Here is a 20,234-nt window from a genome sequence, read left to right on the forward strand (position 1 = left end):
AAAGTATTGATGACCCAGAAAGCCAATCTTAATCGTCGCCGCGCAGTTTGGTTTCTGAACCGATCAATCATAGTCGAACCTTTCGGACAGAATCCGCTCTGACGAAGCTCCTCGGGCGATCAGGTGTTCTTCGACACTGTCCATCATTGCAGTTGGGCCGCAGAGCACAAACAGCCAGTTCTCAAAATGCTCCGCGGACAAGTTGCGGTCCAAAAGAGGACCGTCGATCAAACCTGTTTCTCCTTGCCAATCCTTTGGGGGTTCGGAAAGAACAAACACCGCGTCCTCTTTGGACAGCTCCTGGCGATAAACAATCTGTTCCTCGGCCCGGTTGCCATAGATGAGCTTTAGATCGTGTTGTGTTCCGTTAAGCCTGACTTGACGCAGAATGCTCAGCATCGGTGCTATCCCGACACCACCTGCGATCAGAACGACGCCTTTCTCAGGCTTGTTTTTAATCGACAAGTTTCCGTGAGGGGCGTCCAGATATGCGTGGGTCTGCAAAGTGATCTGTCCGAGATTGCGTGTGAAATCCCCAAGCTCTTTTATGACAAATGAAACTTCGGGGCCGTCGGCTGGTGCTGAACTGATTGAAAATGGGTTCTCGTTTAACGAGAAAGCACTGTGGCCGACGTTGAGCCAGGCAAACTGACCTGCTTCGAAGGTTATTCCTTTGTGACCATCGGGCTTGAGGCGCAATTCCCATTGCCTCGGTGTCAGTCGAGACACAGAAGTGACGCGCCACGGTTTTTTCCTCTGACGCAAAGGGCGAACGAGATAGACATATAAAAGAGTTCCCACCGCAACACTGCTCAGTGCCAGCCAGAAATAGGTCAGTGACGGATGTCCGCCGTAGCGTCCGGCATACACCGTATGGTGCAAAAGCAAGCAGGCCAGCACTAAGGCGCCCAGCCCGTGCAAGAAGCGCCATGTCTCGTACTTGTATTCAAGGGATTTGCGCGCAATCGCCGAGACGACCAGTATGAACAGCACGAAGTAAGCCCCGATACCCGATGCAAGGGTGGAAAGGTCGGTTGTAATCGTCAGTTGATGCGTCACGTCCCATGGGCGGTGTCCACCAGTGGGTGTACCCTGATAAAGAAGCGGATGTATCAACGCAAAGCCCAATGCGGTGCGCGCCATCAGTTGATGCACTCGCATTGTCACATCCATACCCAAACTGGAAGAAATGAATCTAAACCTTCCAGACAACAGGAATTCCACCAGGATTATTGAAAAAGCAATCATTCCAAGTCCGGAAGCAAGCTCTTGATGAAAGGACCGCGGGGACCAGCCCAAAAAACCAGAAATACCCAATGGGGCTAGGATCAGCAAAACGTAGACCAGTACCAAGAACGGCCATTTCATACGGATTTGCTCCGCGGTTCTATAAGTGGGCAACTCGAACTCATTAAATTCAAACGGTAGGCGGACCTGTGAATCCGATCAAGACTTCTGAAATTATTCGTTCCTGTGGGGCGACGGGGCTGTCTGTTGGCGGGTTGTTCTTCATTCATCAAGCCCGGTAGGTGCGCTCAATGCCAAGAGTGATTGCTTGCACAAGATCAAGGTCTGAGACGGTGTTCGCTGCCGCAGTGTTGTGCGCGAAATCGAACCAAGGAGAGACGGCGCAGAGGGTTGGCCATCGGTAAATTCTCTTTGAGTTGCGGTCCGGAAGCAAGGACTGGAATGAACTTGGTCAGAGATTGCAAGAGTCTAATTAGATTGGAAAAATTTATTGCGCGAGCGGTACGATGAGTTTCGTGCTGAGGCGTGTTAGAATGCGTACACGCGTCAAGAGAGGTGGTCGAAATGCGCAAGCCGGGCGAGAATGGTGTCGCGCCCTCGAGTACTGTTGACAGAAGGGAAGTGCGGGCTTTCTTAGAGAGCCTCACTGGACCATCGCGTGGTAACGTAAACTGGCTTGCTGACAATGCTCTGACCGTATCTGTTGGTGAAGGCAGAGCGTTAAGCGTTCGCCCCAAAGACGACCTGCCCCCGCATGATAACGATATCGCCACCCTTCAATGGGCAGATGACGGATATGCGATAACCGTGTCAGCGGGACGAAATGTGTGGGTGAACGGGCAAGAAATCTCTTCAACGCTGCTTGTTCATGGCGACATGATCGAGTTCGGCGAAAAAGGTCCGATGTCTCGGTACAGGTTGTGCAATCACTCGTATCCTGTTCGCCATTCGGTTGAAGATATCCTCAGTGATGCATACGCCTATACTCGTACTAGCCGGCGACCGTTCGCCAAGAAAATGTCTGGCGCGTTGCGCGACAGCGGGCGTCGGCTTGTGTCCCAGACCACATTTCTGTTCAGGATCACAGTCGTAGCTGCGCTGCTTGTGATCTTAGGCTTTGGGTTCCTGCTTTACCAAAACGACAGACGCTTGGCGGACAGCATCGAACAGGAATCCCGTAAGATCGAAGCGGTTGCAATTATGCTTGCACAGACTCGGGAAGACGCACTCACGCCCAAGGATTTGGCCTCGTTGCGAGAAGCATTCGAAAGCCAAGTTTTGTCGGCTGAGCAGCGATTAGGGACGTTGGAACACAGAGCAGGAGCGCCAACCCGAGTGATCGCAGCTTCGACTCGATCCGTCGCTTTTATTCAGGGCGCTTATGGGTTGCGGCACTTGGAAAGCGGGAAGCTTTTGCGGCATGTATTGGGGCCGAACGGAGAAAAGCTGAAAACCCCTTTAGGCCAGCCTTTGATTGAACCGGGTGCGATGGGCGAACCCGCTGAATTTCAGTTCACCGGCACCGGCTTTCTGTTGGAAGGGGTTCCGTTAATGGCCACCAATCGTCATGTCGCTTTACCTTGGACTTCGGGAGACAGAGAGCAAACTCTGAAAGACGCGGGCCTTAGGGCAGAAATGTTGAGGTTGTTGGCCTATCTGCCGGATCAAGCTGAACCAATAGACGCTCAATTGGAAAGGTTCAGTGAAATGGCAGACTTGGCGATATTGGCAGTTGATCCAGGTAAGGTACACGGCTTGGGGATGCCGTTGGCAGATGCCGCTCCGCAGGCCGGAGAAGAACTGTACTTGCTGGGATACCCAACAGGTTTAAAGGCTTTGATCGCCCAAGCGGGGCCGGGCTTTTTGGAAACGCTTGAGAAAGATGGAACCCTGAATTTCTGGTCCATAGCGTCTCAGCTGTCTGCGCAAAGCAAAATCCAACCCCTCGCCAGCCGGGGGATCGTTGCGCGGACCAGCTCGGGTGCCATCGTCTATGATGCTGAAACCACAACCGGCGGAAGCGGAGGGCCTGCGCTCAATCGGCGAGGAGAGGTCGTTGCCATCAACGCCGCGATCCTGCCTGAGTTTGGGGGTTCGAATATTGGTGTTCCAGTGGCACATCTCGAAGCTTTGCTGAGAGAGGTCGAAAGCCAGTAATCACTCGCTCGTTTGGAAGCGAGAGCTTTGAACAAAGAACACTGTCACCAGCGGAACGATCACTGAGATCAACGCGACTGAGATCAGCAAGTATCCAAGCTGACTGTAGTCTGCGGTAGAGGTGACAGCGCCAGTTTCTGGATTTGTGACAGCGCGAGTGACGATAAATTTTTGGTTGAGGTATTTGGTGCTGAGACTGCTTGCCGACAATGCCATGTTGGTAAACGATGCCATCACCGCAAAGAAGGTCGCCTTTAACTGAACGGGAGCATTGCGCGCGATCCAAGCCAACATCGGGACCATGGCGATCTGTCCGAGTGGAGACTCAACTGCGGTGTCGAGAATGGCAATAAATCTTGCGTCTACAATTCCGCCGGTTCGCTCCGCTGTCCATTCATGAATGCCGTAGTAGAGAGCAAGGTTAGGCAGGGCGAGTATGCCTGCGGCGATTGTCAGCAATATCACTACATGCGCAATCGAGCGGTTGGCCATGAAGGGGCGCAAAACGATTAATCCGAGCAAAGCCAGCAGTGACGTTAACAAAGCCAAGATTGCAAGGAACTGTTCATCGAACCCCAGTTCATCGATTTCGAACCAAGTCAGACCAGGCCCAGGGAGAGGCACAGCGCGAAACACAAAAATGATTGTGGCCGTTCCAATCAGAGCCTTGGCCTGAGCCGGTTCCAACTCTTTCAGCAGACGCGACATGAGGTACAGGATCACCGTCAGGGAAACGGCAAAGACTGTTTCTTGCGCAAATTCGAAGTCCGCGGTTCCCAGTACAATGCTGAGAACAACGAATGCGAGGCCGCCGAGTAATATGGACCACTTGACTTCGGTGGCGTCCTCTGGCGCGTGTGTCGGGTGGCCCCGCCGGATGCGCTGCCGCTGTATCAAGCTGTGAAGAACAACGCCGCTCACGGACAATACCGGGATTGCCAGCGCTATCAGGTAAACCTGGCTATAAAGCGCAAGGCGCTCGGATTTTTGAAGGTTTTCTGTTCCAGAGAAAATCCAGATGTTCACAGCCGCAACCGCCGCAAACCCGGAAATGATCGCGACTCTGCCCAGAGTTTGCATTGTTGTGTGCTGTGCACGGGTTTCTTCAGGCGTAAACGGTTGGCCGTGCTGGTCAACCTTTGGAACCGCCTCGACCGTCATGGCGTCAGCAACGACATCCTGAATGGCATAGCCCGAGGGTGCCAACAGCAGCGCAACAACATACCAGTCTTCCAGCGGCATCGTGGAGGCCATCTGCGCGGGTGCTACCACGAGCCGGTACATGATGAGCAACGATAACGCGATGAGGGACGCGCCAAACAGGATCAGCAGGGATTTCCAGCGCCAAAACAGGTCCACGACATGACCAAGCGGCATTTTAAGAATCCACGGGATACCCGCCCAAAACGCGAGCCCTGCAACGAATGAGGCGGACAAGTTGAGATAGTCTTTCAGAAAAAAGGCTCCGACGACCGAGGTCAGCCCTGATACACCCGCCGCGAAGTAGACCATCAAAGGCGGCAGATAGGACCATTGCAGTTGCTGAGCCAGATCCACGAAGGTTCTGTGCCACCAGACTGAAAGGCGCAATCCTATGGACGGTCGACTGGTAGTCATATGGCTAGAGAAACCCTGCTCCGAAGAGCATTGTGCTTGTGATGACTCCAAGGATGGGCACGAAAAGTGGAACTTTGAAGTGCTCTTTAGTATCGCTTGGCTTCATCTTCAGCAGGATCAGCGCGATGTTGACAAGCACAAAGACGCCCAGAACGATCTGAGACGTGCGTTCAGCCAGAATACCTATCGGCAACGTTTGGGTTAGCAAAACGATGATCGCCACGACCAGCAAAGTAGCGACAACCGGTGTCTGCGTTGCTTGAGGTACTGTTGCCAGGACTTTCGGCAGGTGATCCCTGTCAGCAAGCCCGTAGATCACCCGTGATGACATGATCATCTGGATTAGTACCCCATTGACCGTCGCCACAATCGCGACTGCAGAAAAGCCTTGTTTGATCACCTCAGGCGCATTTGAAAACACAAGCGCAAGTGGTGCCGAGGACATTGAAAGAACATCAATTGGAACAACAAGCAGAACTGTCATTGAGGTCCCAAGATACAACACGGTCGCCAGAACCAGCGTTAGCAAAATAGCCTTTGGGATGGTGTGTACCGGGTCTTTAACCTCTTCTGCGACATTGGCCATGTCTTCAAAGCCAACAAAGGCAAAGAAGGCGAGAAGCGATGCTGCAAAAATGCCTCTCCACGCGTCAAGTTCAAGCGGGGGAAGCATTGAACTGATCCTGTATCCTTGCGGATCCTGAATGGTCATGCCCCAGCCAATCACAAAGAGAAGACCTGCGATTTCGATGATCGTAATGATTGCTGCAACGAGAACCGACTCCGTTATTCCCCAAAGTGCAATAGCGCCCATGATCAATACTACGCTGATGGTCAGTAAAGGGATGGCTAAGCCGGTCAATGCGTGCAGATAGGATGCTGCGCCAATTGCAACGGCCGAAGCGGAGATAACGCCCGAGGCTGCCACCGCAAGTCCAACGAAAACCGCCATCCAGTTTTTCTGGAACCCCGCCTCAACATAGGCTGCTTCACCAGCACTCACAGGAAATCGTGTTGCGAGTTCTGCATAAGAAAGCGCGGTAAGTGATACGACGAGCGCGGCTACAACGAATGACAACGCCGCGAAAGGTCCGGCAATGTCTGCTGTTGCACCGACTAAAACGTAAATGCCAGCTCCTACCGTTACGCCAAGGCCATAAAGCGTTAGCAATGGGGTCGTAAGGGCCCGTTTAAGTTTCTGTTCTTTGGGATCAACAGAGTTCATAGGCGCTTTTCACCGACTGGTCTGTTTGTCTGTTGCCAATAATGCCATTCTCCTTACGGTTAGCGATTTGCGGCTCACCTTGTCCCCGCAGTTGAATCCATCGAATTCGATTTGTCTCAACGTTCGGGCGAATTGGGCGCCAATAAAATTCGGGGCTCGCCATCACTTTTGCCGAGCCCCGTGGGTGGAACTTCCACTCCTCCAAAATTCCGTTCGCCTCTTTGTTTGGTTTGGGGACAGGTCGGCGAACGTAGACTACGCTAAAACATTCTTATTTCACTATGTGAATCTTGTTGCTGCTTTGATCTATATCAACCAACGCGTCACATCGGGTCTGCAAGGCTGAAAGTGGGCCGCAGTCTGTTGCTCGCGGCCCCGAGGGTACAGCGAACGTGCCCGTCGTACATTGGCTAAGCAAGGCAAGTTGTTTGTGATGTTCTGGAATCTATTACCAGCATTTGGCGGCATCGGTCTCTTCCTGGTTGGAATGCTGTTGATGACGGACGGGTTGAAGGCATTGGCTGGTGCGCGGCTGCGCGATGTTCTGAGCAAGTTCACGTCCACGCCTCTTACGGGTGCGGTGACCGGCGCTGTCACGACAGCTGCAATACAGTCGTCCAGTGCAACCACTGTCGCGGCCGTGGGCTTTGTCGCGTCTGGTTTGCTCACGTTCCCGCAAGCGCTTGGGATCATCTTTGGAGCCAATATCGGAACGACCATGACAGGTTGGCTGGTCGCGCTTTTGGGGTTCAAGCTGGACCTTGGGCAAGCGATGTTGCCTGTTGTTTTTGTTGGCGCATTGTTCGCGCTTTCGGGCAGGAAAGCGGTTTCTAACTTTGGGCTGGCGTTAGCCGGGTTCAGCTTGGTTTTCATAGGAATCGAACAACTCAAGTCCGGCCTGGACGCATTTCGTGGCGTAGTTACGCCTGCTGATTTTCCACCAGATACACTTCTAGGCAGGCTGAAGCTTGTCTTGATTGGTGTCCTGATCACGATGGTGACGCAGTCTTCGAGCGCCGGTGTCGCCACGGCCTTGGCGGCACTGAGCGCTGGTGCTGTGAGCTTCCCTCAAGCGGCGGCGTTGGTCATTGGAATGGATGTGGGTACGACGTTTACGGCCGTTCTGGCTACTTTGGGCGGGGGCACGATGGCCCGCCGAACCGGTTCTGCCCATGTGATCTACAACGTGATGACAGGAGTAATGGCGTTTTTTTTGCTGGGGCCATTTACTTCGGTCTTTGTAAGCGGGGCGGGGGCCCAAAACTCTTTGACCGCGCTTGTGGCATTCCACAGTTTCTTCAACGCCTTGGGGGTGGTTTTGATCCTGCCGTTCGCCAAGCCGTTTGCCAGATTTGTCGAGGCGCTTATACCCGATCGAGGAGCTGAGCTAACAAAATCTTTAGATCCGCTCGTGCTAGGGTTGCCGGAGATAGCGGTGGATGCGGCAAAAGCCTCAGTCGATCAAATTGTGCTGGCCGAAGTGGCGCACCTTAGGTCGTGTATGGGTGTGCGGCTGCCAGGCGAAACCGACTACGGGCGGGACAGCATTGAGACGGCCTTGGCCGAAGCGCGCGCGTATCTAGACAAGATAGAGCTTTCCCGCGAGTCCGATGTCGAGATTTCCAGGATCAAAGGTATGTACCACATACTCGATCATCTGGATCGGTTGCTTTACCGATGTAGCCAAGTTGACAGGATCAGCGAGTTACCAAAAGACCGGCGTTTGAAACGGCTTGCTTTGGTGGTGATTGCGGCAACTGACAGTTACTTGAAAATCGATGACCAAGAGGAATGTGAAAACACGCTGAACCGTGTTCGCCGCTTTCTGCGACGACAGAGGAAACTTCGCAGAGACTTGCTCATTTCCGACGCTGCGACCGACAGTTTGCCGGACGAGGTGGTCTGGGCTCGGTTGGATTCTCTGAGATGGATGCATCGAGTGTCTTATCATCTTTGGCGAATTCGCTGGCATTTGAATGCACTGGAAGGAGCCTCCTTTGGAGGCAAGCGTGGCGAGGTCCATGCCGAGGCTGCGAAGTCGGAGGTCGACGCAGATTAAATCAGGCATGTGCTCCAACGCTATAAAGCTGAAACACCAGCGTTCGTCTTGGCGCATACAACATGAGCGAGGTCAAAGAAGTTTCTTAAGTATGCCATTTAATGGGACCATCATCGGAAGCAGTGAATTGGAGGAGCAAATGCAGTTATTTCACGGGGTATTATTGACGCTGTTCGTCACCGGCTCTGCACTGGCGCAGGACGTAAGCGTGAGCGACGGAAGCGATTTGTACCGGACCTATTGCTGGCAATGCCACGGTTTCGAAGCGACTGGCGATGGGCCGATGGCCGAAATGCTGGCTATTCAAACACCTGACCTCACCAAGTTGGCGGCCGAAAACGGCGGCGTGTTTCCGATAGTTCGCATAGCTCAGCAGATTGACGGTCGCTCGCAATTGCTTGCGCATGGGGGCGAAATGCCAATCTTCGGCGCGGTTTTTGAGACGGACCAACAGATTGCTGTCGCTTTGCCTAATGGCCAACCTATGATGGTGGGTCTGCCGCTGGCGAATTTGCTCGTCTTTCTTGAATCGGTTCAGGCGGAATAGGCTCCGAACGAGCGTGCAGCTACTTGGTATCCGCGGTGCGTCTGATCGACATAAGCGTCAGTGGCGGCCCAAACACTTCAAATGCCACCGTACTGGCCAAGGTAAAGGCCATTATGGATGCCGCCCAATTTGGAAACTGTTCCCCGGCGACCAAAGCCATCCCCACTGCAACCCCTGCCTGCGGCAGTAAAGCGGGGCCACACCAGTAAGCCTGACGGCGTGGTAAGCCTCCTAGTCTTGCGCCACAAAAGCCGCCCACAAGTCGTGCAATGGTTCGTAAAAGCAAGAAAAGGGCTCCGGCCCAGCCCATCAAGCCAAAAGCCTCAATATCCAATGAGGCTCCGGCCAGCAGGAAGAACAGGATCATGAATGGCCATTGAATGTGCTCGATTTCGTGAAAGGCTCGGTCATGGTGGCGGGCAAGGTTCCCGATCACGGCTCCGGCGACCATGCCTGTTACAAGGAACGAAACTTCCAGCCAGAGCGAAAGACCCGCTGTCAGAAAGACGATCCCCACCGCTTCGGCCTGCATTGGTTCACCTGGCTTTAATCGACCGGTCAGGTAAGCGGACGGAATGCCCAACACGCCGCCCAGAACAATTGCGCCCCCGAAATCCCAGATCGCTGTGGTCGTGACGGTGGCCCAACCGTCCGAATGACCGGCCAGAACCAAGGCGATGCTGAAAACGATCAGACCCCAAGCATCATCAATTGCGACAACGCCCTTTAAGGTCTCGGTGAAATTGTTGGATACCCCAGACTGTCTAATCACGTCTGTCATGGCAGCCGGAGCCGTAGCTGTAGCAATTGCCGCCAATACGAACGCCAACCCGAAAGGTACGCCAATTGCGGTCAGTCCAACCGACACAATAATGAGGGTGGCAACCACGATCGAAATGGAAATTGCCAGAATGGCCCGGCCATGTCGAACAAGGTTCTCGCGGGTCAAGGACCCTCCAAGAAGAAACGCAACCATGGTCAAAGCCACGATGGATACCTCATCGAACCACATTGCAACGTCAAGCGGGATCAACCCCATTCCGGCGTTCCCGGCGATCATGCCGAGGAAAAGTAAGGTCGTAACCCGAGGAAGATGCGTGGCCCGACCAAGCTGATCAGCCACCAATCCGGCAAGGAAAAGGACGCCAAGAGTAATCAGAAAACCCGCAATGTTCATTTGAAACCAAGCGTTAAGTTCTTGCTTGATCTACTTTAACTCCAATCCTGCCATCTAGGAACCGATGTCGAAAGGTTAGGAGTGTTCTCTCGCGGCGTAAGCCAAGAAGCATGAAAACAAGGAATATTGATCTGTATTAAGGCGAAAGCTCGCTGCAGGTGGGACAATGGGTCATCAGGGAATGAGGAGGAATTTTCGATGTCGACAAAGAAATCTAACCCTAGCCACCCGGCTTCACTAATGGACGTATTCAAGCAAATGCAGCCGCCCGTTTCTGGCAATCCAGCTTTCGGTGCCCAGATCGAACAGTTTTGGGACGCGCAAGAAAAAATGTTAGAAGAAACAGAAGCCTTTGCGCAGCATTGGTTCGAACGGCGTCACGAGGCGGTCCGGACGGCCCTGCAAGCTGCACGTAAAGTATCTTCCGCCAACCCGTCTGAACCGACGAAAGCCCTTCAGAGCATGACGGAATGGCAACGCCATTCGGTTGAGCGGTTGGTTGCTGATGCTCAGGAATGGTTCGAAACTGTGGCCCGTTGTGCCGCATATGTCGCGGAAACCGAAGCTGAAGCTGTCGAGAAAACCGTTGATGATGTTGCGACCGCAACGAAGAGTGCTGGCAAATCATCGAAGTCTGAACCTGTGTAGGTTTCCTGCTGTCGCAAATTTCAGGCTGACGTCGATGGAGCTGTAGATAGGAGACCAAATGTATAAGAACATCCTGATCCCGGTTGCTCTGGACCAAGAGCACGACACGCGCGCGTCCTTTGAGGCGGCGCGCCAATTGGCCGATGAGGACGCTGTTTTCACTGTGATACACGCCCAGGAACCAATCCCGGCCTATGTAGGGTCTCAGATTCCAAGTGAGGTGCTTGCGAACACGCGGCATGAAATCTTGGACAACCTACATCAGACGGCCTCTGAGATTCCAGGAGCGAAGACGCGACTTATCTCGGGTCAAGCAGGTAGAGCGATCGTTGATTTCGCGAACGAGAACGATGTGGATTGCATTGTTTTGGCATCGCACAAGCCCGGTTTCGAGGACATATTCCTCGGATCAACCGCAAACAGGGTTGTGCATCATGCGAAATGTTCGGTTCACGTAATTCGCTGATCCAGAGTGGGTTGGGTCACGTCGAAAGAACTTAACTAATGGCGAGCGAGAGGCTGTCGTAGCTTGCGCGTATAAAAAGCTAATCGCCAATCAAGTTTTTGTAACCCGCTCCGAGAAAGTCCGTTTTGCAGTGATGCAGTACGGTCTGTTCCCATTGTCGCTTCGAAAAGAAGAAGGTTTGTTGTACGAGCGTGCGGTCTAAGTCAGCCATGGGAATGCACGATGCAGGTGAATTCGCTTGATCGTACTACTGTTTCGCGGTGACACAATCCTGGCAAGGTGTGAAAAAGCACTTAGTTGAAGGGACTTACGCTGGTAAAATTGGTCTGAGAGCGCTTTTCACAGTTTGGCCAGACTAGATTGTACCGGGAATTCCTGTTTGCTAACGTCAAGCACGCGCTGGGGAGGGCGTGGACACCCGAATGTTGGACTACTCGCACAATGTGTGGCTCGTGGCAGCGTCTCTGGCCGTGGCGCTGATGGCTGGGTTTACTGGCCTCTATCTGACTCATGGGGCGTCTCGCCTGGACACGCAGCGGCGCAAACTTGTGGTCGCTCTGGCAGCAGTTATTCTGGGCGGCGGTATATGGTCGATGCACTTTGTTGCCATGCTGGGCCTGCAACTGCCGATCCTGTTCTATTATGATGCCTTGATCACTCTGATTTCCGCGCTGGTCGCAATCCTAATGGTTGGGCTGGCGCTGTTGTTGCTGCATTTTCGCCCACGCACGCCACAGACGATGATTGGATCAGGGATGATCGTTGGGCTGGGGATTGTGTTGATGCACTATATTGGCATGGCCGGAATGCAGCTGTGTCGTCCTGTATATAATGTTCTGGATGTATTCGTGGCGACACTGGCTTCGGTGATCCTGTCCGTGGCGGCCATCTGGGTCGCTTATGGAAACCGCACACAGCGCAACATATTGCTTGGGACAGTGTGCTTTGGGCTGGCTGTATTTACCATGCATTTCGTAGCAACCGGTCTGACCGACTTTGTCGCAAGCGACAGCGTCGGTGGTGCAGGGCCTGCGTTGGACAATCAGGTTCTGGCGATGGGCGTGACCGTTTCGGTGTTTCTGATATGCGGGGCGTTTCTGTTGACAGGCATCTCGTTTATTGAGCCCACGGAAACACCCAAGCCCGAACCCGCCTCGGAACCGGCCGCATTTCGCGCCGGTGTTCCGTTCGAGCGAGAAGGTCAGACTTTTTTTACAGAACCTGCAAAAATCGCAGCCATCAGGGCCGAAGGGCATTATTCTGTTCTCTATATGGGTGCCGAAAAACTGTTTTGCCCTTGGTCGATAACCGAGGCCGAAACGCGACTAAAGCCAGATGGTTTTTTACGCGCTCATCGCAGTTATCTGGTGAACCCCAAACACGTCTCAGGCTTTGAGCGTCACAAGGACAACGGCACATGTTATTTCGACGGTGTCGACGCCCTGACCAAAGTCCCGGTAAGCCGTTCCCGTCTGACGGATATTCGCGAGGCGCTCGGTCTCTGATCGCAGTTCGTGCAGCTTATTCGCATTTCGTGAAACAAGCCGCGCGCTCTGTTGTTCGCTGCTGGAACGGCTGGCTGCATAGCTCTCTCCTTTCCCCAGGTCCCCCAAGGCATATCGCTCGGACCCAGGGAGGAAAAACATGATACCAGCCGGTTTTGAGTATCACCGGCCAGGCGACATCGCCTCGGCCATTGGCATTTTGCAGGAGCACGGAGATGAGGCGCGCGTGATCGCGGGCGGGCACAGCCTGATCCCGATGATGAAGCTGCGCATGGCCGAGATGGGCCATCTTGTCGATTTGCAGGCTATCGACGAACTCAAAGGGGTCAAGATCGGTTCCGACACGGTGTCCTTGGGGGCGATGGTGACGCAGCACGAGATGATTACGCATGACGGTCTGGCCTCGGCAATCCCTTTGATCCGCGAAGCTGCTTTGCAGATCGCCGATCCTCAGGTGCGGTACATGGGCACCGTTGGTGGCAACGTGGCCAATGGGGATCCTGGCAATGACATGCCGGGTTTGATGCAATGCCTGAATGCCACGTTCGAACTGTCGGGGCCTGACGGCAACCGCAGCGTAGCCGCCCGTGATTTTTATGAGGCCGCATATTTCACTGCGCGCGAAGATGAAGAGATCCTGACCCGGATTTCAATACCTGTTCCCGCTGCCGGCGTTGGGCAAGCCTATGAAAAGCAAAAGCGCAAGATTGGCGACTATGCGACGGCCGCTGCCGCGGTGATGTTTGGGCAGGGAACCGCTTCGGTTGCAATGACCAATCTGGCCGACACACCCATTTGGTCCGCAGACGCGAGCACCGCTCTCGCAGGTGGTGACGTCGAGGGCTGCGTTGCCGCTATGCTAGATGCGATCGATCCCGTCGCCGATAATCGAGGACCCGTTGAATTCAAGAAACACGTGGCCGCCGTAATGCTGCGCCGCGCCATCGACCGTGCGCAAAGCCGCGCAGGGTGAGGAGAGAAAGCAATGTCGAAAATGCACGTCAAACTCACCGTGAACGGCAAAGAGGTCGAAGGTCTGGCCGAACCGCGCACGTTGTTGATCCATTTCCTGCGGGAAGATCTGAAAATTACCGGCCCTCATATCGGTTGCGAGACCAGCCATTGTGGGGCCTGCACCGTTGATATCGATGGCAAATCCGTCAAGTCCTGCACCACCTTTGTGGCCCAGGTGAACGGGTCAGATATTACCACCGTTGAAGGGCTGACCAATGATGATGGCAGCTTGGGCGTCTTACAAGAGATGTTCCGCGAACATCACGGGTTGCAATGCGGCTTCTGCACGCCGGGCATGATCACCCGCGCGCATCGTCTGTTGCAGGAAAACCCTAATCCGACCGAGGAAGAAATCCGTTTTGGCATGGCCGGAAACCTGTGCCGCTGCACCGGATATCAGAACATCGTCAAGGCGATCTCAGCTTCGGCTGACATGCTGAACGCTCAGAAGGAGGCCGCGGAATGAACGACCAGACTCTGACCCCCGAAGAACGCGCCGCCAACCTCAAAGGTATGGGCTGCGCCCGCAAACGCGTCGAGGACGTGCGCTTTACCCAAGGCAAGGGCAACTATGTAGATGATATCAAGCTTGACGGCATGCTGTTCGGTGACTTTGTGCGCTCCCCCTACGCACATGCCCGCGTTGTCAGCGTGAACAAAGAGGCAGCCTTGGCGGTACCCGGCGTTGTCGCCGTACTAACAGCTGAGGATCTTGCACCTCTGGGTTTACACTGGATGCCGACGCTGGCAGGTGACAAGCAGATGGTACTGGCCGATGGCAAAGTGCTGTTCCAGGGCCAGGAAGTTGCTTATGTCGTCGCCGAAGACCGCTACATCGCCGCAGATGCAGCCGAACTGGTCGAGGTCGAATACGAGGAACTGCCCGTTCTGACCGACCCGTTCGAGGCGCTGAAATCCGACGTTGTCCTGCGCGAAGATCTTGAAGGCCAGACAGAAGGCGCGCACGGACCGCGTAAGCATCACAACCATATCTTCACCTGGGAGCAGGGCGACAAAGACGCAACCGAGGCTATTTTGGCCGAGGCTGATGTCGTGGCCGAGGAGATGGTCTATTATCACCGCACGCACCCTTGCCCGCTGGAAACCTGCGGCTGTGTGGCCTCGATGGACAAGGTGACCGGCAAGCTGACGCTTTACGGTACGTTCCAGGCACCCCATGCGATCCGGACGGTTGTGTCGCTGATCTCGGGTCTGGCCGAACACAATATCCGCGTGATCAGTCCTGATATCGGCGGCGGATTCGGCAACAAGGTCGGCGCCTATGCGGGTTACGTCTGCTCGGTCGTGGCGTCCATTGTCACCGGTAAGCCGGTGAAGTGGATCGAGGACCGGATGGAGAACCTGATGTCCACCGCCTTTGCCCGCGACTACTGGATGCAGGGCAAAATCGCAGCCACCAAGGATGGTAAGATCACCGGGCTGTGGTGTCATACAACCGCCGATCACGGTGGGTTTGATGCCTGTGCCGACCCGACCAAGTTTCCAGCTGGATTCATGAATATTTGCACCGGTTCCTATGACATCCCCACCGCGTATCTTGCTGTCGATGGTGTCTATACCAACAAAGCTCCGGGAGGCGTGGCCTATCGCTGTTCGTTCCGTGTGACCGAGGCTGCTTATTTCATCGAGCGCATGATCGAGGTTCTGGCCATCAAGCTGAACATGGATGCGGCCGAGCTGCGTCGGATCAACTTTATCAAGGCCGATCAGTTCCCGTATCAGTCGGCGCTGGGCTGGGAGTATGACTCGGGCGATTATCACACCGCTTGGGACAAGGCGTTGAAGGCCGTAGACTATGACGGTCTGCGGGCCGAACAGGCGCAGCGGGTCGAGGACTTCAAAGCTGGCAAGACCCGTAAGCTGCTGGGGATTGGCCTGACACATTTCACCGAGATTGTCGGGGCCGGGCCGGTCAAGAATTGCGATATTCTTGGGCTGGGTATGTTTGATAGTTGCGAAATCCGCATACATCCAACGGGTTCAGCCATCGCGCGGCTCGGGACGATCAGTCAGGGTCAAGGCCATGCCACGACTTTTGCCCAGATCATCGCCAGCGAGATCGGCCTGCCCGCCGACGATATCACGCTGGAGGAAGGCGACACGGACACCGCGCCTTATGGTCTTGGGACCTATGGCTCTCGGTCCACGCCTGTGGCTGGGGCGGCGACGGCTATGGCCGCGCGCAAGATCCGCGCGAAGGCGCAGATGATTGCTGCCTATCTGCTTGAGGTGCATGATGACGACGTCGAATGGGATGTGGACCGGTTCGCTGTCAAAGGCGCGCCCGAGCGGTTCAAGACCATGAAAGAAATCGCCTTCGCCGCCTATAATCAGGCCATCCCGGGGTTGGAGCCGGGGCTGGAAGCCGTCAGCTACTACGACCCGCCGAATATGACCTATCCGTTCGGGGCCTATATCTGCGTTATGGAAATTGACGTGGATACCGGCGAATGGGAAGTGCGGAAGTTCTATGCGCTGGACGATTGCGGCACGCGGATCAACCCGATGATCATCGACGGGCAGGTCCATGGTGGTGTAACCGAAGCGCTGGCGATCGCGATGGGCCAGGAAATTGCCTATGATGAGATGGGCAATGTAAAGACAGGCACCCTGATGGACTTCTTCCTGCCAACCGCCTGGGAGACACCGAACTATATCACCGACTATACGGTGACACCGTCCCCGCACCATCCGATTGGTGCAAAAGGAGTGGGTGAAAGCCCGAACGTGGGCGGCGTTCCTTGCTTCTCGAACGCGGTGCATGATGCGTTCCGGCCCTTTGGGTTGGTGCAAAGCCACATGCCGCACGACCACTGGCGGATCTGGAAGATCGCCAATGGTCTTGGGATGCATGGGTGAAATGGTCCGGACCGGCTGGCGCCGGCCCGACCAAAGCGAGGGGGCTCTGCCCCCTCGGACCCCCGAGGTATTTTTGGCCAGATGAAGATTGGATCCTGGTTTTGACTTTGACTGACGTTCAGAACGGATTGGCCGCACAGGGCTATGTTGCCGATGATCGTTTGGCCATGGCCCTGCATCTTGCGCAGACGCTGGGTCGTCCGTTGCTGCTTGAGGGGCCTGCGGGTGTCGGCAAGACCGAGGTTGCCAAGGCTCTTGCGGCTCAACGTGAGACGCGATTGATCCGGTTGCAGTGTTACGAAGGGCTGGACGCCAGTCACGCCATTTATGAGTGGAACTACCAACGTCAGCTTTTGGCCATTCGTGCAAGCGAGGCTGGCGGAGGCACCAGCGAGGCGCAACTGTTCACCGATGATTACTTGCTGAAGCGTCCATTGCTGGAGGCAATCAGCGAAGAAGATCCGCCGGTTCTGCTGATCGACGAAATCGACCGGGCCGATGAAGAGTTTGAAGCCTACTTGCTTGAAATTCTGTCAGACTTTCAGATCACCATCCCCGAACTCGGCACCCTGAAGGCGCGTTCGCGCCCGATTGTAATCCTGACGGCCAACGGGACACGAGATCTGTCCGACGCGCTGCGGCGTCGCTGTCTTTACAGTTTCCTCGACTACCCATCGCGAGAAACTGAAATGGCGATCCTGAATGCGCGCATGCCTGACGTCGAAGGGCGGCTTGCGCGTCAGATCATCGGGGTCGTGCAGGCTTTGCGGAAGGAAGACTTAGAAAAGACACCCGGCATCGCCGAGATGCTGGACTGGGCAGCCGCGCTATCAGGATTGGGTGTCAACGACATGGCGCAGTCTAAGGAAGAGGTTCAGGCAACCCTTGTGTGTCTTCTGAAAACTGCCGCTGACTACGATGCCGCGCCGCCCGAAGTCATGGATCGCCTGATCGGGAAAGTCGCCTGATGCAAGTCACTCGGTTTCCCTCCCGCGCATCTGGTTTGTCGGATCGCATGTCCGGTTTCATCGCACATTTGCGCATGAACGGGATGCGTGTGGGATCTGCTGAGACAGGAGACGCGCTGGCTGCTCTGGCAGCAGTTGACGCAACGGATGTCAGACAGGCTCAGCGGGCGCTTTGTGTATTGCTGGCAGGCGACGCTGACGATTGGCGTCGCTTCGAGGACTTGTTCGATGCCTACTGGTTAAATACAGGCAAGCACCGAACTGGAACTGCCCACACGGCTCATGTGCGGGTTCAATCCACAAAGCCGATGATTTGGCAGCAGCAAAGCCAAGACGCTCGGGAGGCGGAAACCGGCACGGATCAGGCGCAAGAACCTGATCCTGGCGACGGGGAGGCCTTGGGGAGAGACGGGAGGCTGATCGCAACCCGTACGGCTAACCTGTCGCGTCGGGATTTGCGTGAGCTGATGGATGAAGACGCGTTGAAGCAAGCGGAACAGGCGGCAACCGCCATCGCGCGAGCCATCCGGGACCGTCGCTCGCGCAGACGCAAACTTGCGATGCGCGGCCCGGCTTTGGATATGCGCCGTATTCAACGCGCCAGCCTTGCGAGGGGTGGTGAGCCGATTGATCTTTACCGTCGTGCTCGCCCGCCACGCCCTATGCGGATCGTGGCTTTGTGTGACGTTAGCGGTTCGATGACAGTTTATTCGCGAGTTTTCCTTGCCTTTCTCAAGGGGTTGATTGGCAGCGGAGCCGAAGCGGATGCGTATTTATTTCATACGCATTTGATGCGGGTGACGGATGTACTGCGCGATCACGACACGCTGCGCGCGGCTGGCCGATTGTCGCTGATGGCCGAAGGGTTTGGCGGCGGTACTGACATCTCGGGTAGCCTTGAAAAATTTTTGAATGGATACGGTGCCCGTGCCCTGAACGGGCGGACGGTGGTATTGATCCTTTCGGATGGTTATTGCAGCTCGTCGCCTGCGGCTTTGGGGCATATATTGGCGCGGGTCCGACGCAAGGCACGGCGGGTGGTTTGGCTGAATCCGCTTAAAGGATGGAAAGATTACCAGCCCATTGCCGCTGCCATGAAGGCCGCAGAGCCGTATCTGGACGCGCATCTTCCTGCCAACACGCTTGAAGCACTGGCGGCACTAGAACCTGAATTCCGAAAACTGTGAAAGGATAAAACCATGGCAGGTTTCGACATCTTCGACACGATTGAACAGCTGCGCCAGCAGGGGGACGCTTTTTGCGTGGCAACTGTCCTTCGCACCGCCGACGCGACCTCGGCCAAGGCGGGCGGCAAGGCAGTAGTCACGCGAGACGGTCGGATATTGGGACATCTGGGTGGAGCCTGTGTGCAGCGCGTTGTACGGGCATCAGCTCAGGAAGCACTTACAGGTGGCTTTCCGAAAATGATCCGCGTGAAACCCTCGGACAAGGTGGTGGCAATGACAGACCCGGACGGCGTGGAAACCTTCAAGAGCGGTTGCCCTTCGGGTGGAACGGTCGACTTGCTGATTGAGCCGTATCAGCATGCGCCGCGTTTGATCATCTTTGGAGAGTCCCCGATTGCCCATGCCCTCGCAGAGCACGCAGCGCTTATCGGATTGCGTGTTTGCTTGCCCGAAGGTTCTGAGAGTGAAGTGGATTTTACCAGTTTCGATCCGAAAAACTTAAGCGCTTTGGGTGTTGAGCCACGCGATTTCGCAGTGGTCGCTTCGCAGGGAAAAGGTGATGGCGCCGCATTGAAAGCCGCGCTCGAGACACCGGCGCGCCGTGTGTCAATGGTTGCGAGCCACCGAAAGGCTGAGGTGTTGTGCGACAGGTTGGAAGCGCAAGGTTTGAGTTCTGCACAAACCAAGCGGCTCAAGTCGCCTGCCGGTTTGGACATCCATGCGATCGACCCACACGAAATTGCCCTGTCGATCCTTGCTGAAATTATCCTTTGGCGGAACTCAGATAAATCCGAGGAGACTTCGCATGAAGAAAAAATGGCTTAACTGGTTGGCGTCCTTCCGGGCTGCAAAACCGGATTCGACCCCGGAAGAAGCGACCGAGGTGGCACTTCGTGTTTTCCCAAGATGTTGTTGAGAAAAGGATCCTCAGATGGAGCTAAATGACGAAATTCGCATCTCTGCGCCCCGAGACGTAGTGTACCGCGCGCTGAATGACCCGGATGTCCTGCGCGAATGCATTCCTGGGTGCGAAGAGCTTATCCAGCATTCACCTGAGCATCTTGAGGCCAAAGTTGTGCTGAAAATCGGCCCCGTTAAGGCGCGATTCAATGGCGAGGTTACGCTGGACAATTCAGAAGCGCCTGATGCGTTCTCGTTGAGTGGAGAAGGGAAGGGAGGAGCCGCGGGTTTCGCAAATGGTGGCGCTGATGTCTCTCTTGTGGCTGATGGGGAAGAAACAGTGCTGTCTTATACCGCCAAGGTCGCAATTGGCGGTAAAATTGCACAACTGGGCAGCAGGTTGATCTCAGGAACTGCCAAAAAACTCTCGGTCAAGTTTTTTGACAGGTTTGGGGAAGTTGTTGCCGATCAATACGTTGGCTAAGCGCAGCGGCCAAACTTAACGAACGTGCTTTGCGTTGCGGCGGTCCTTTCGACTTCCGCAACGCAGTGCGACTTGCGGGTTTAGGGTGAGACGCATTCATTTATAGGGTGAATCTGCTTAAATTTTAGGCCGCCGGGCGTGCATTCGGTTAA

At 55.1% G+C, this 20,234-nt stretch carries 17 protein-coding genes; 13 read left to right on the forward strand and 4 right to left on the reverse strand.

Going from position 1 to position 20,234, the window contains the following annotated elements:
* Positions 1-63 precede the first annotated feature (63 nt).
* Complete coding sequence (locus GOV89_RS01845) at positions 64-1,368, reverse strand: ferredoxin reductase family protein (protein ID WP_171722215.1); 1,305 nt, start codon at positions 1,366-1,368, stop codon at positions 64-66.
* A 444-nt stretch (positions 1,369-1,812) separates the two neighbouring features.
* Between GOV89_RS01845 and GOV89_RS01850 the strand changes: the two genes are divergently transcribed.
* The gene (locus tag GOV89_RS01850) at positions 1,813-3,405 is read left to right on the forward strand and encodes a trypsin-like peptidase domain-containing protein (RefSeq protein WP_171237310.1); all 1,593 of its coding nucleotides are present in this window, start codon (positions 1,813-1,815) and stop codon (positions 3,403-3,405) included.
* On the opposite strand, the gene GOV89_RS01855 is transcribed toward GOV89_RS01850, so the two are convergent.
* Positions 3,406-5,022 carry a hypothetical protein gene (locus GOV89_RS01855; protein WP_171236396.1) on the reverse strand — a complete coding sequence of 539 codons (1,617 nt, stop codon included), beginning with the start codon at positions 5,020-5,022 and terminating at the stop codon, positions 3,406-3,408.
* Positions 5,023-5,026: 4 nt separating this feature from the next.
* Complete coding sequence (locus GOV89_RS01860) at positions 5,027-6,247, reverse strand: APC family permease (RefSeq protein WP_171237311.1); 1,221 nt, start codon at positions 6,245-6,247, stop codon at positions 5,027-5,029.
* A 433-nt stretch (positions 6,248-6,680) separates the two neighbouring features.
* Between GOV89_RS01860 and GOV89_RS01865 the strand changes: the two genes are divergently transcribed.
* Entirely contained in the window at positions 6,681-8,306 is a 1,626-nt protein-coding gene (locus tag GOV89_RS01865) for a Na/Pi cotransporter family protein (RefSeq protein WP_171174995.1), read from the forward strand.
* A 139-nt stretch (positions 8,307-8,445) separates the two neighbouring features.
* Positions 8,446-8,853: a c-type cytochrome gene (locus GOV89_RS01870; RefSeq protein ID WP_253284499.1), complete on the forward strand. Its 408-nt coding sequence runs from the start codon at positions 8,446-8,448 to the stop codon at positions 8,851-8,853.
* A gap of 19 nt (positions 8,854-8,872) precedes the next feature.
* On the opposite strand, the gene GOV89_RS01875 is transcribed toward GOV89_RS01870, so the two are convergent.
* On the reverse strand, positions 8,873-10,030 hold the full coding sequence (locus tag GOV89_RS01875; protein WP_171237312.1) for a cation:proton antiporter: 1,158 nt from the start codon (positions 10,028-10,030) through the stop codon (positions 8,873-8,875).
* Positions 10,031-10,228: 198 nt separating this feature from the next.
* Here GOV89_RS01875 and GOV89_RS01880 point away from each other — a divergent pair, with 198 nt between their 5' ends.
* From GOV89_RS01880 to GOV89_RS01925, 10 genes are all read left to right on the forward strand, one after another.
* Positions 10,229-10,678, forward strand: a complete 450-nt coding sequence (locus GOV89_RS01880; RefSeq protein WP_171236462.1) for a phasin family protein — start codon at positions 10,229-10,231, stop codon at positions 10,676-10,678.
* Between the two features lie 58 nt (positions 10,679-10,736).
* On the forward strand, positions 10,737-11,144 hold the full coding sequence (locus GOV89_RS01885) for a universal stress protein (RefSeq protein ID WP_171236399.1): 408 nt from the start codon (positions 10,737-10,739) through the stop codon (positions 11,142-11,144).
* Between the two features lie 422 nt (positions 11,145-11,566).
* Positions 11,567-12,649, forward strand: a complete 1,083-nt coding sequence (locus GOV89_RS01890) for an MHYT domain-containing protein (protein WP_171236400.1) — start codon at positions 11,567-11,569, stop codon at positions 12,647-12,649.
* A 139-nt stretch (positions 12,650-12,788) separates the two neighbouring features.
* Positions 12,789-13,622: a xanthine dehydrogenase family protein subunit M gene (locus GOV89_RS01895; RefSeq protein ID WP_171174986.1), complete on the forward strand. Its 834-nt coding sequence runs from the start codon at positions 12,789-12,791 to the stop codon at positions 13,620-13,622.
* Positions 13,623-13,634: 12 nt separating this feature from the next.
* Positions 13,635-14,129: a (2Fe-2S)-binding protein gene (locus GOV89_RS01900; RefSeq protein ID WP_171237313.1), complete on the forward strand. Its 495-nt coding sequence runs from the start codon at positions 13,635-13,637 to the stop codon at positions 14,127-14,129.
* Positions 14,126-16,543 carry an aerobic carbon-monoxide dehydrogenase large subunit gene (locus tag GOV89_RS01905; protein WP_171174984.1) on the forward strand — a complete coding sequence of 806 codons (2,418 nt, stop codon included), beginning with the start codon at positions 14,126-14,128 and terminating at the stop codon, positions 16,541-16,543. The genes GOV89_RS01900 and GOV89_RS01905 overlap by 4 nt, the downstream gene beginning before the upstream one ends.
* Before the next feature lie 101 nt (positions 16,544-16,644).
* Positions 16,645-17,511 (forward strand): MoxR family ATPase, encoded by an 867-nt coding sequence (locus GOV89_RS01910; RefSeq protein WP_171174982.1) that lies wholly within the window; start codon positions 16,645-16,647, stop codon positions 17,509-17,511.
* The gene (locus GOV89_RS01915; protein ID WP_171237314.1) at positions 17,511-18,698 is read left to right on the forward strand and encodes a VWA domain-containing protein; all 1,188 of its coding nucleotides are present in this window, start codon (positions 17,511-17,513) and stop codon (positions 18,696-18,698) included. Before GOV89_RS01910 ends, GOV89_RS01915 begins: the two co-directional genes overlap by 1 nt.
* 12 nt (positions 18,699-18,710) lie before the next feature.
* Positions 18,711-19,523: an XdhC family protein gene (locus GOV89_RS01920; protein WP_171174978.1), complete on the forward strand. Its 813-nt coding sequence runs from the start codon at positions 18,711-18,713 to the stop codon at positions 19,521-19,523.
* A gap of 106 nt (positions 19,524-19,629) precedes the next feature.
* Entirely contained in the window at positions 19,630-20,082 is a 453-nt protein-coding gene (locus tag GOV89_RS01925; RefSeq protein ID WP_171236405.1) for a CoxG family protein, read from the forward strand.
* Positions 20,083-20,234: the final 152 nt, after the last annotated feature.

Source organism: Ruegeria sp. HKCCA5763, assembly GCF_013034545.1.
Lineage (GTDB): Bacteria > Pseudomonadota > Alphaproteobacteria > Rhodobacterales > Rhodobacteraceae > Ruegeria.

Coding starts and splice junctions, on each gene's coding strand:
- GOV89_RS01860 (WP_171237311.1), bottom strand. CDS start 6,247: ATGAACTCTGTTGATCCCAAAGAACAGAAACTTAAACGGGCCCTTACG.
- GOV89_RS01890 (WP_171236400.1), top strand. CDS start 11,567: ATGTTGGACTACTCGCACAATGTGTGGCTCGTGGCAGCGTCTCTGGCC.
- GOV89_RS01875 (WP_171237312.1), bottom strand. CDS start 10,030: ATGAACATTGCGGGTTTTCTGATTACTCTTGGCGTCCTTTTCCTTGCC.
- GOV89_RS01855 (WP_171236396.1), bottom strand. CDS start 5,022: ATGACTACCAGTCGACCGTCCATAGGATTGCGCCTTTCAGTCTGGTGG.
- GOV89_RS01880 (WP_171236462.1), top strand. CDS start 10,229: ATGTCGACAAAGAAATCTAACCCTAGCCACCCGGCTTCACTAATGGAC.
- GOV89_RS01870 (WP_253284499.1), top strand. CDS start 8,446: ATGCAGTTATTTCACGGGGTATTATTGACGCTGTTCGTCACCGGCTCT.
- GOV89_RS01915 (WP_171237314.1), top strand. CDS start 17,511: ATGCAAGTCACTCGGTTTCCCTCCCGCGCATCTGGTTTGTCGGATCGC.
- GOV89_RS01865 (WP_171174995.1), top strand. CDS start 6,681: ATGTTCTGGAATCTATTACCAGCATTTGGCGGCATCGGTCTCTTCCTG.
- GOV89_RS01900 (WP_171237313.1), top strand. CDS start 13,635: ATGTCGAAAATGCACGTCAAACTCACCGTGAACGGCAAAGAGGTCGAA.
- GOV89_RS01885 (WP_171236399.1), top strand. CDS start 10,737: ATGTATAAGAACATCCTGATCCCGGTTGCTCTGGACCAAGAGCACGAC.
- GOV89_RS01920 (WP_171174978.1), top strand. CDS start 18,711: ATGGCAGGTTTCGACATCTTCGACACGATTGAACAGCTGCGCCAGCAG.
- GOV89_RS01905 (WP_171174984.1), top strand. CDS start 14,126: ATGAACGACCAGACTCTGACCCCCGAAGAACGCGCCGCCAACCTCAAA.
- GOV89_RS01845 (WP_171722215.1), bottom strand. CDS start 1,368: ATGAAATGGCCGTTCTTGGTACTGGTCTACGTTTTGCTGATCCTAGCC.
- GOV89_RS01925 (WP_171236405.1), top strand. CDS start 19,630: ATGGAGCTAAATGACGAAATTCGCATCTCTGCGCCCCGAGACGTAGTG.
- GOV89_RS01850 (WP_171237310.1), top strand. CDS start 1,813: ATGCGCAAGCCGGGCGAGAATGGTGTCGCGCCCTCGAGTACTGTTGAC.
- GOV89_RS01895 (WP_171174986.1), top strand. CDS start 12,789: ATGATACCAGCCGGTTTTGAGTATCACCGGCCAGGCGACATCGCCTCG.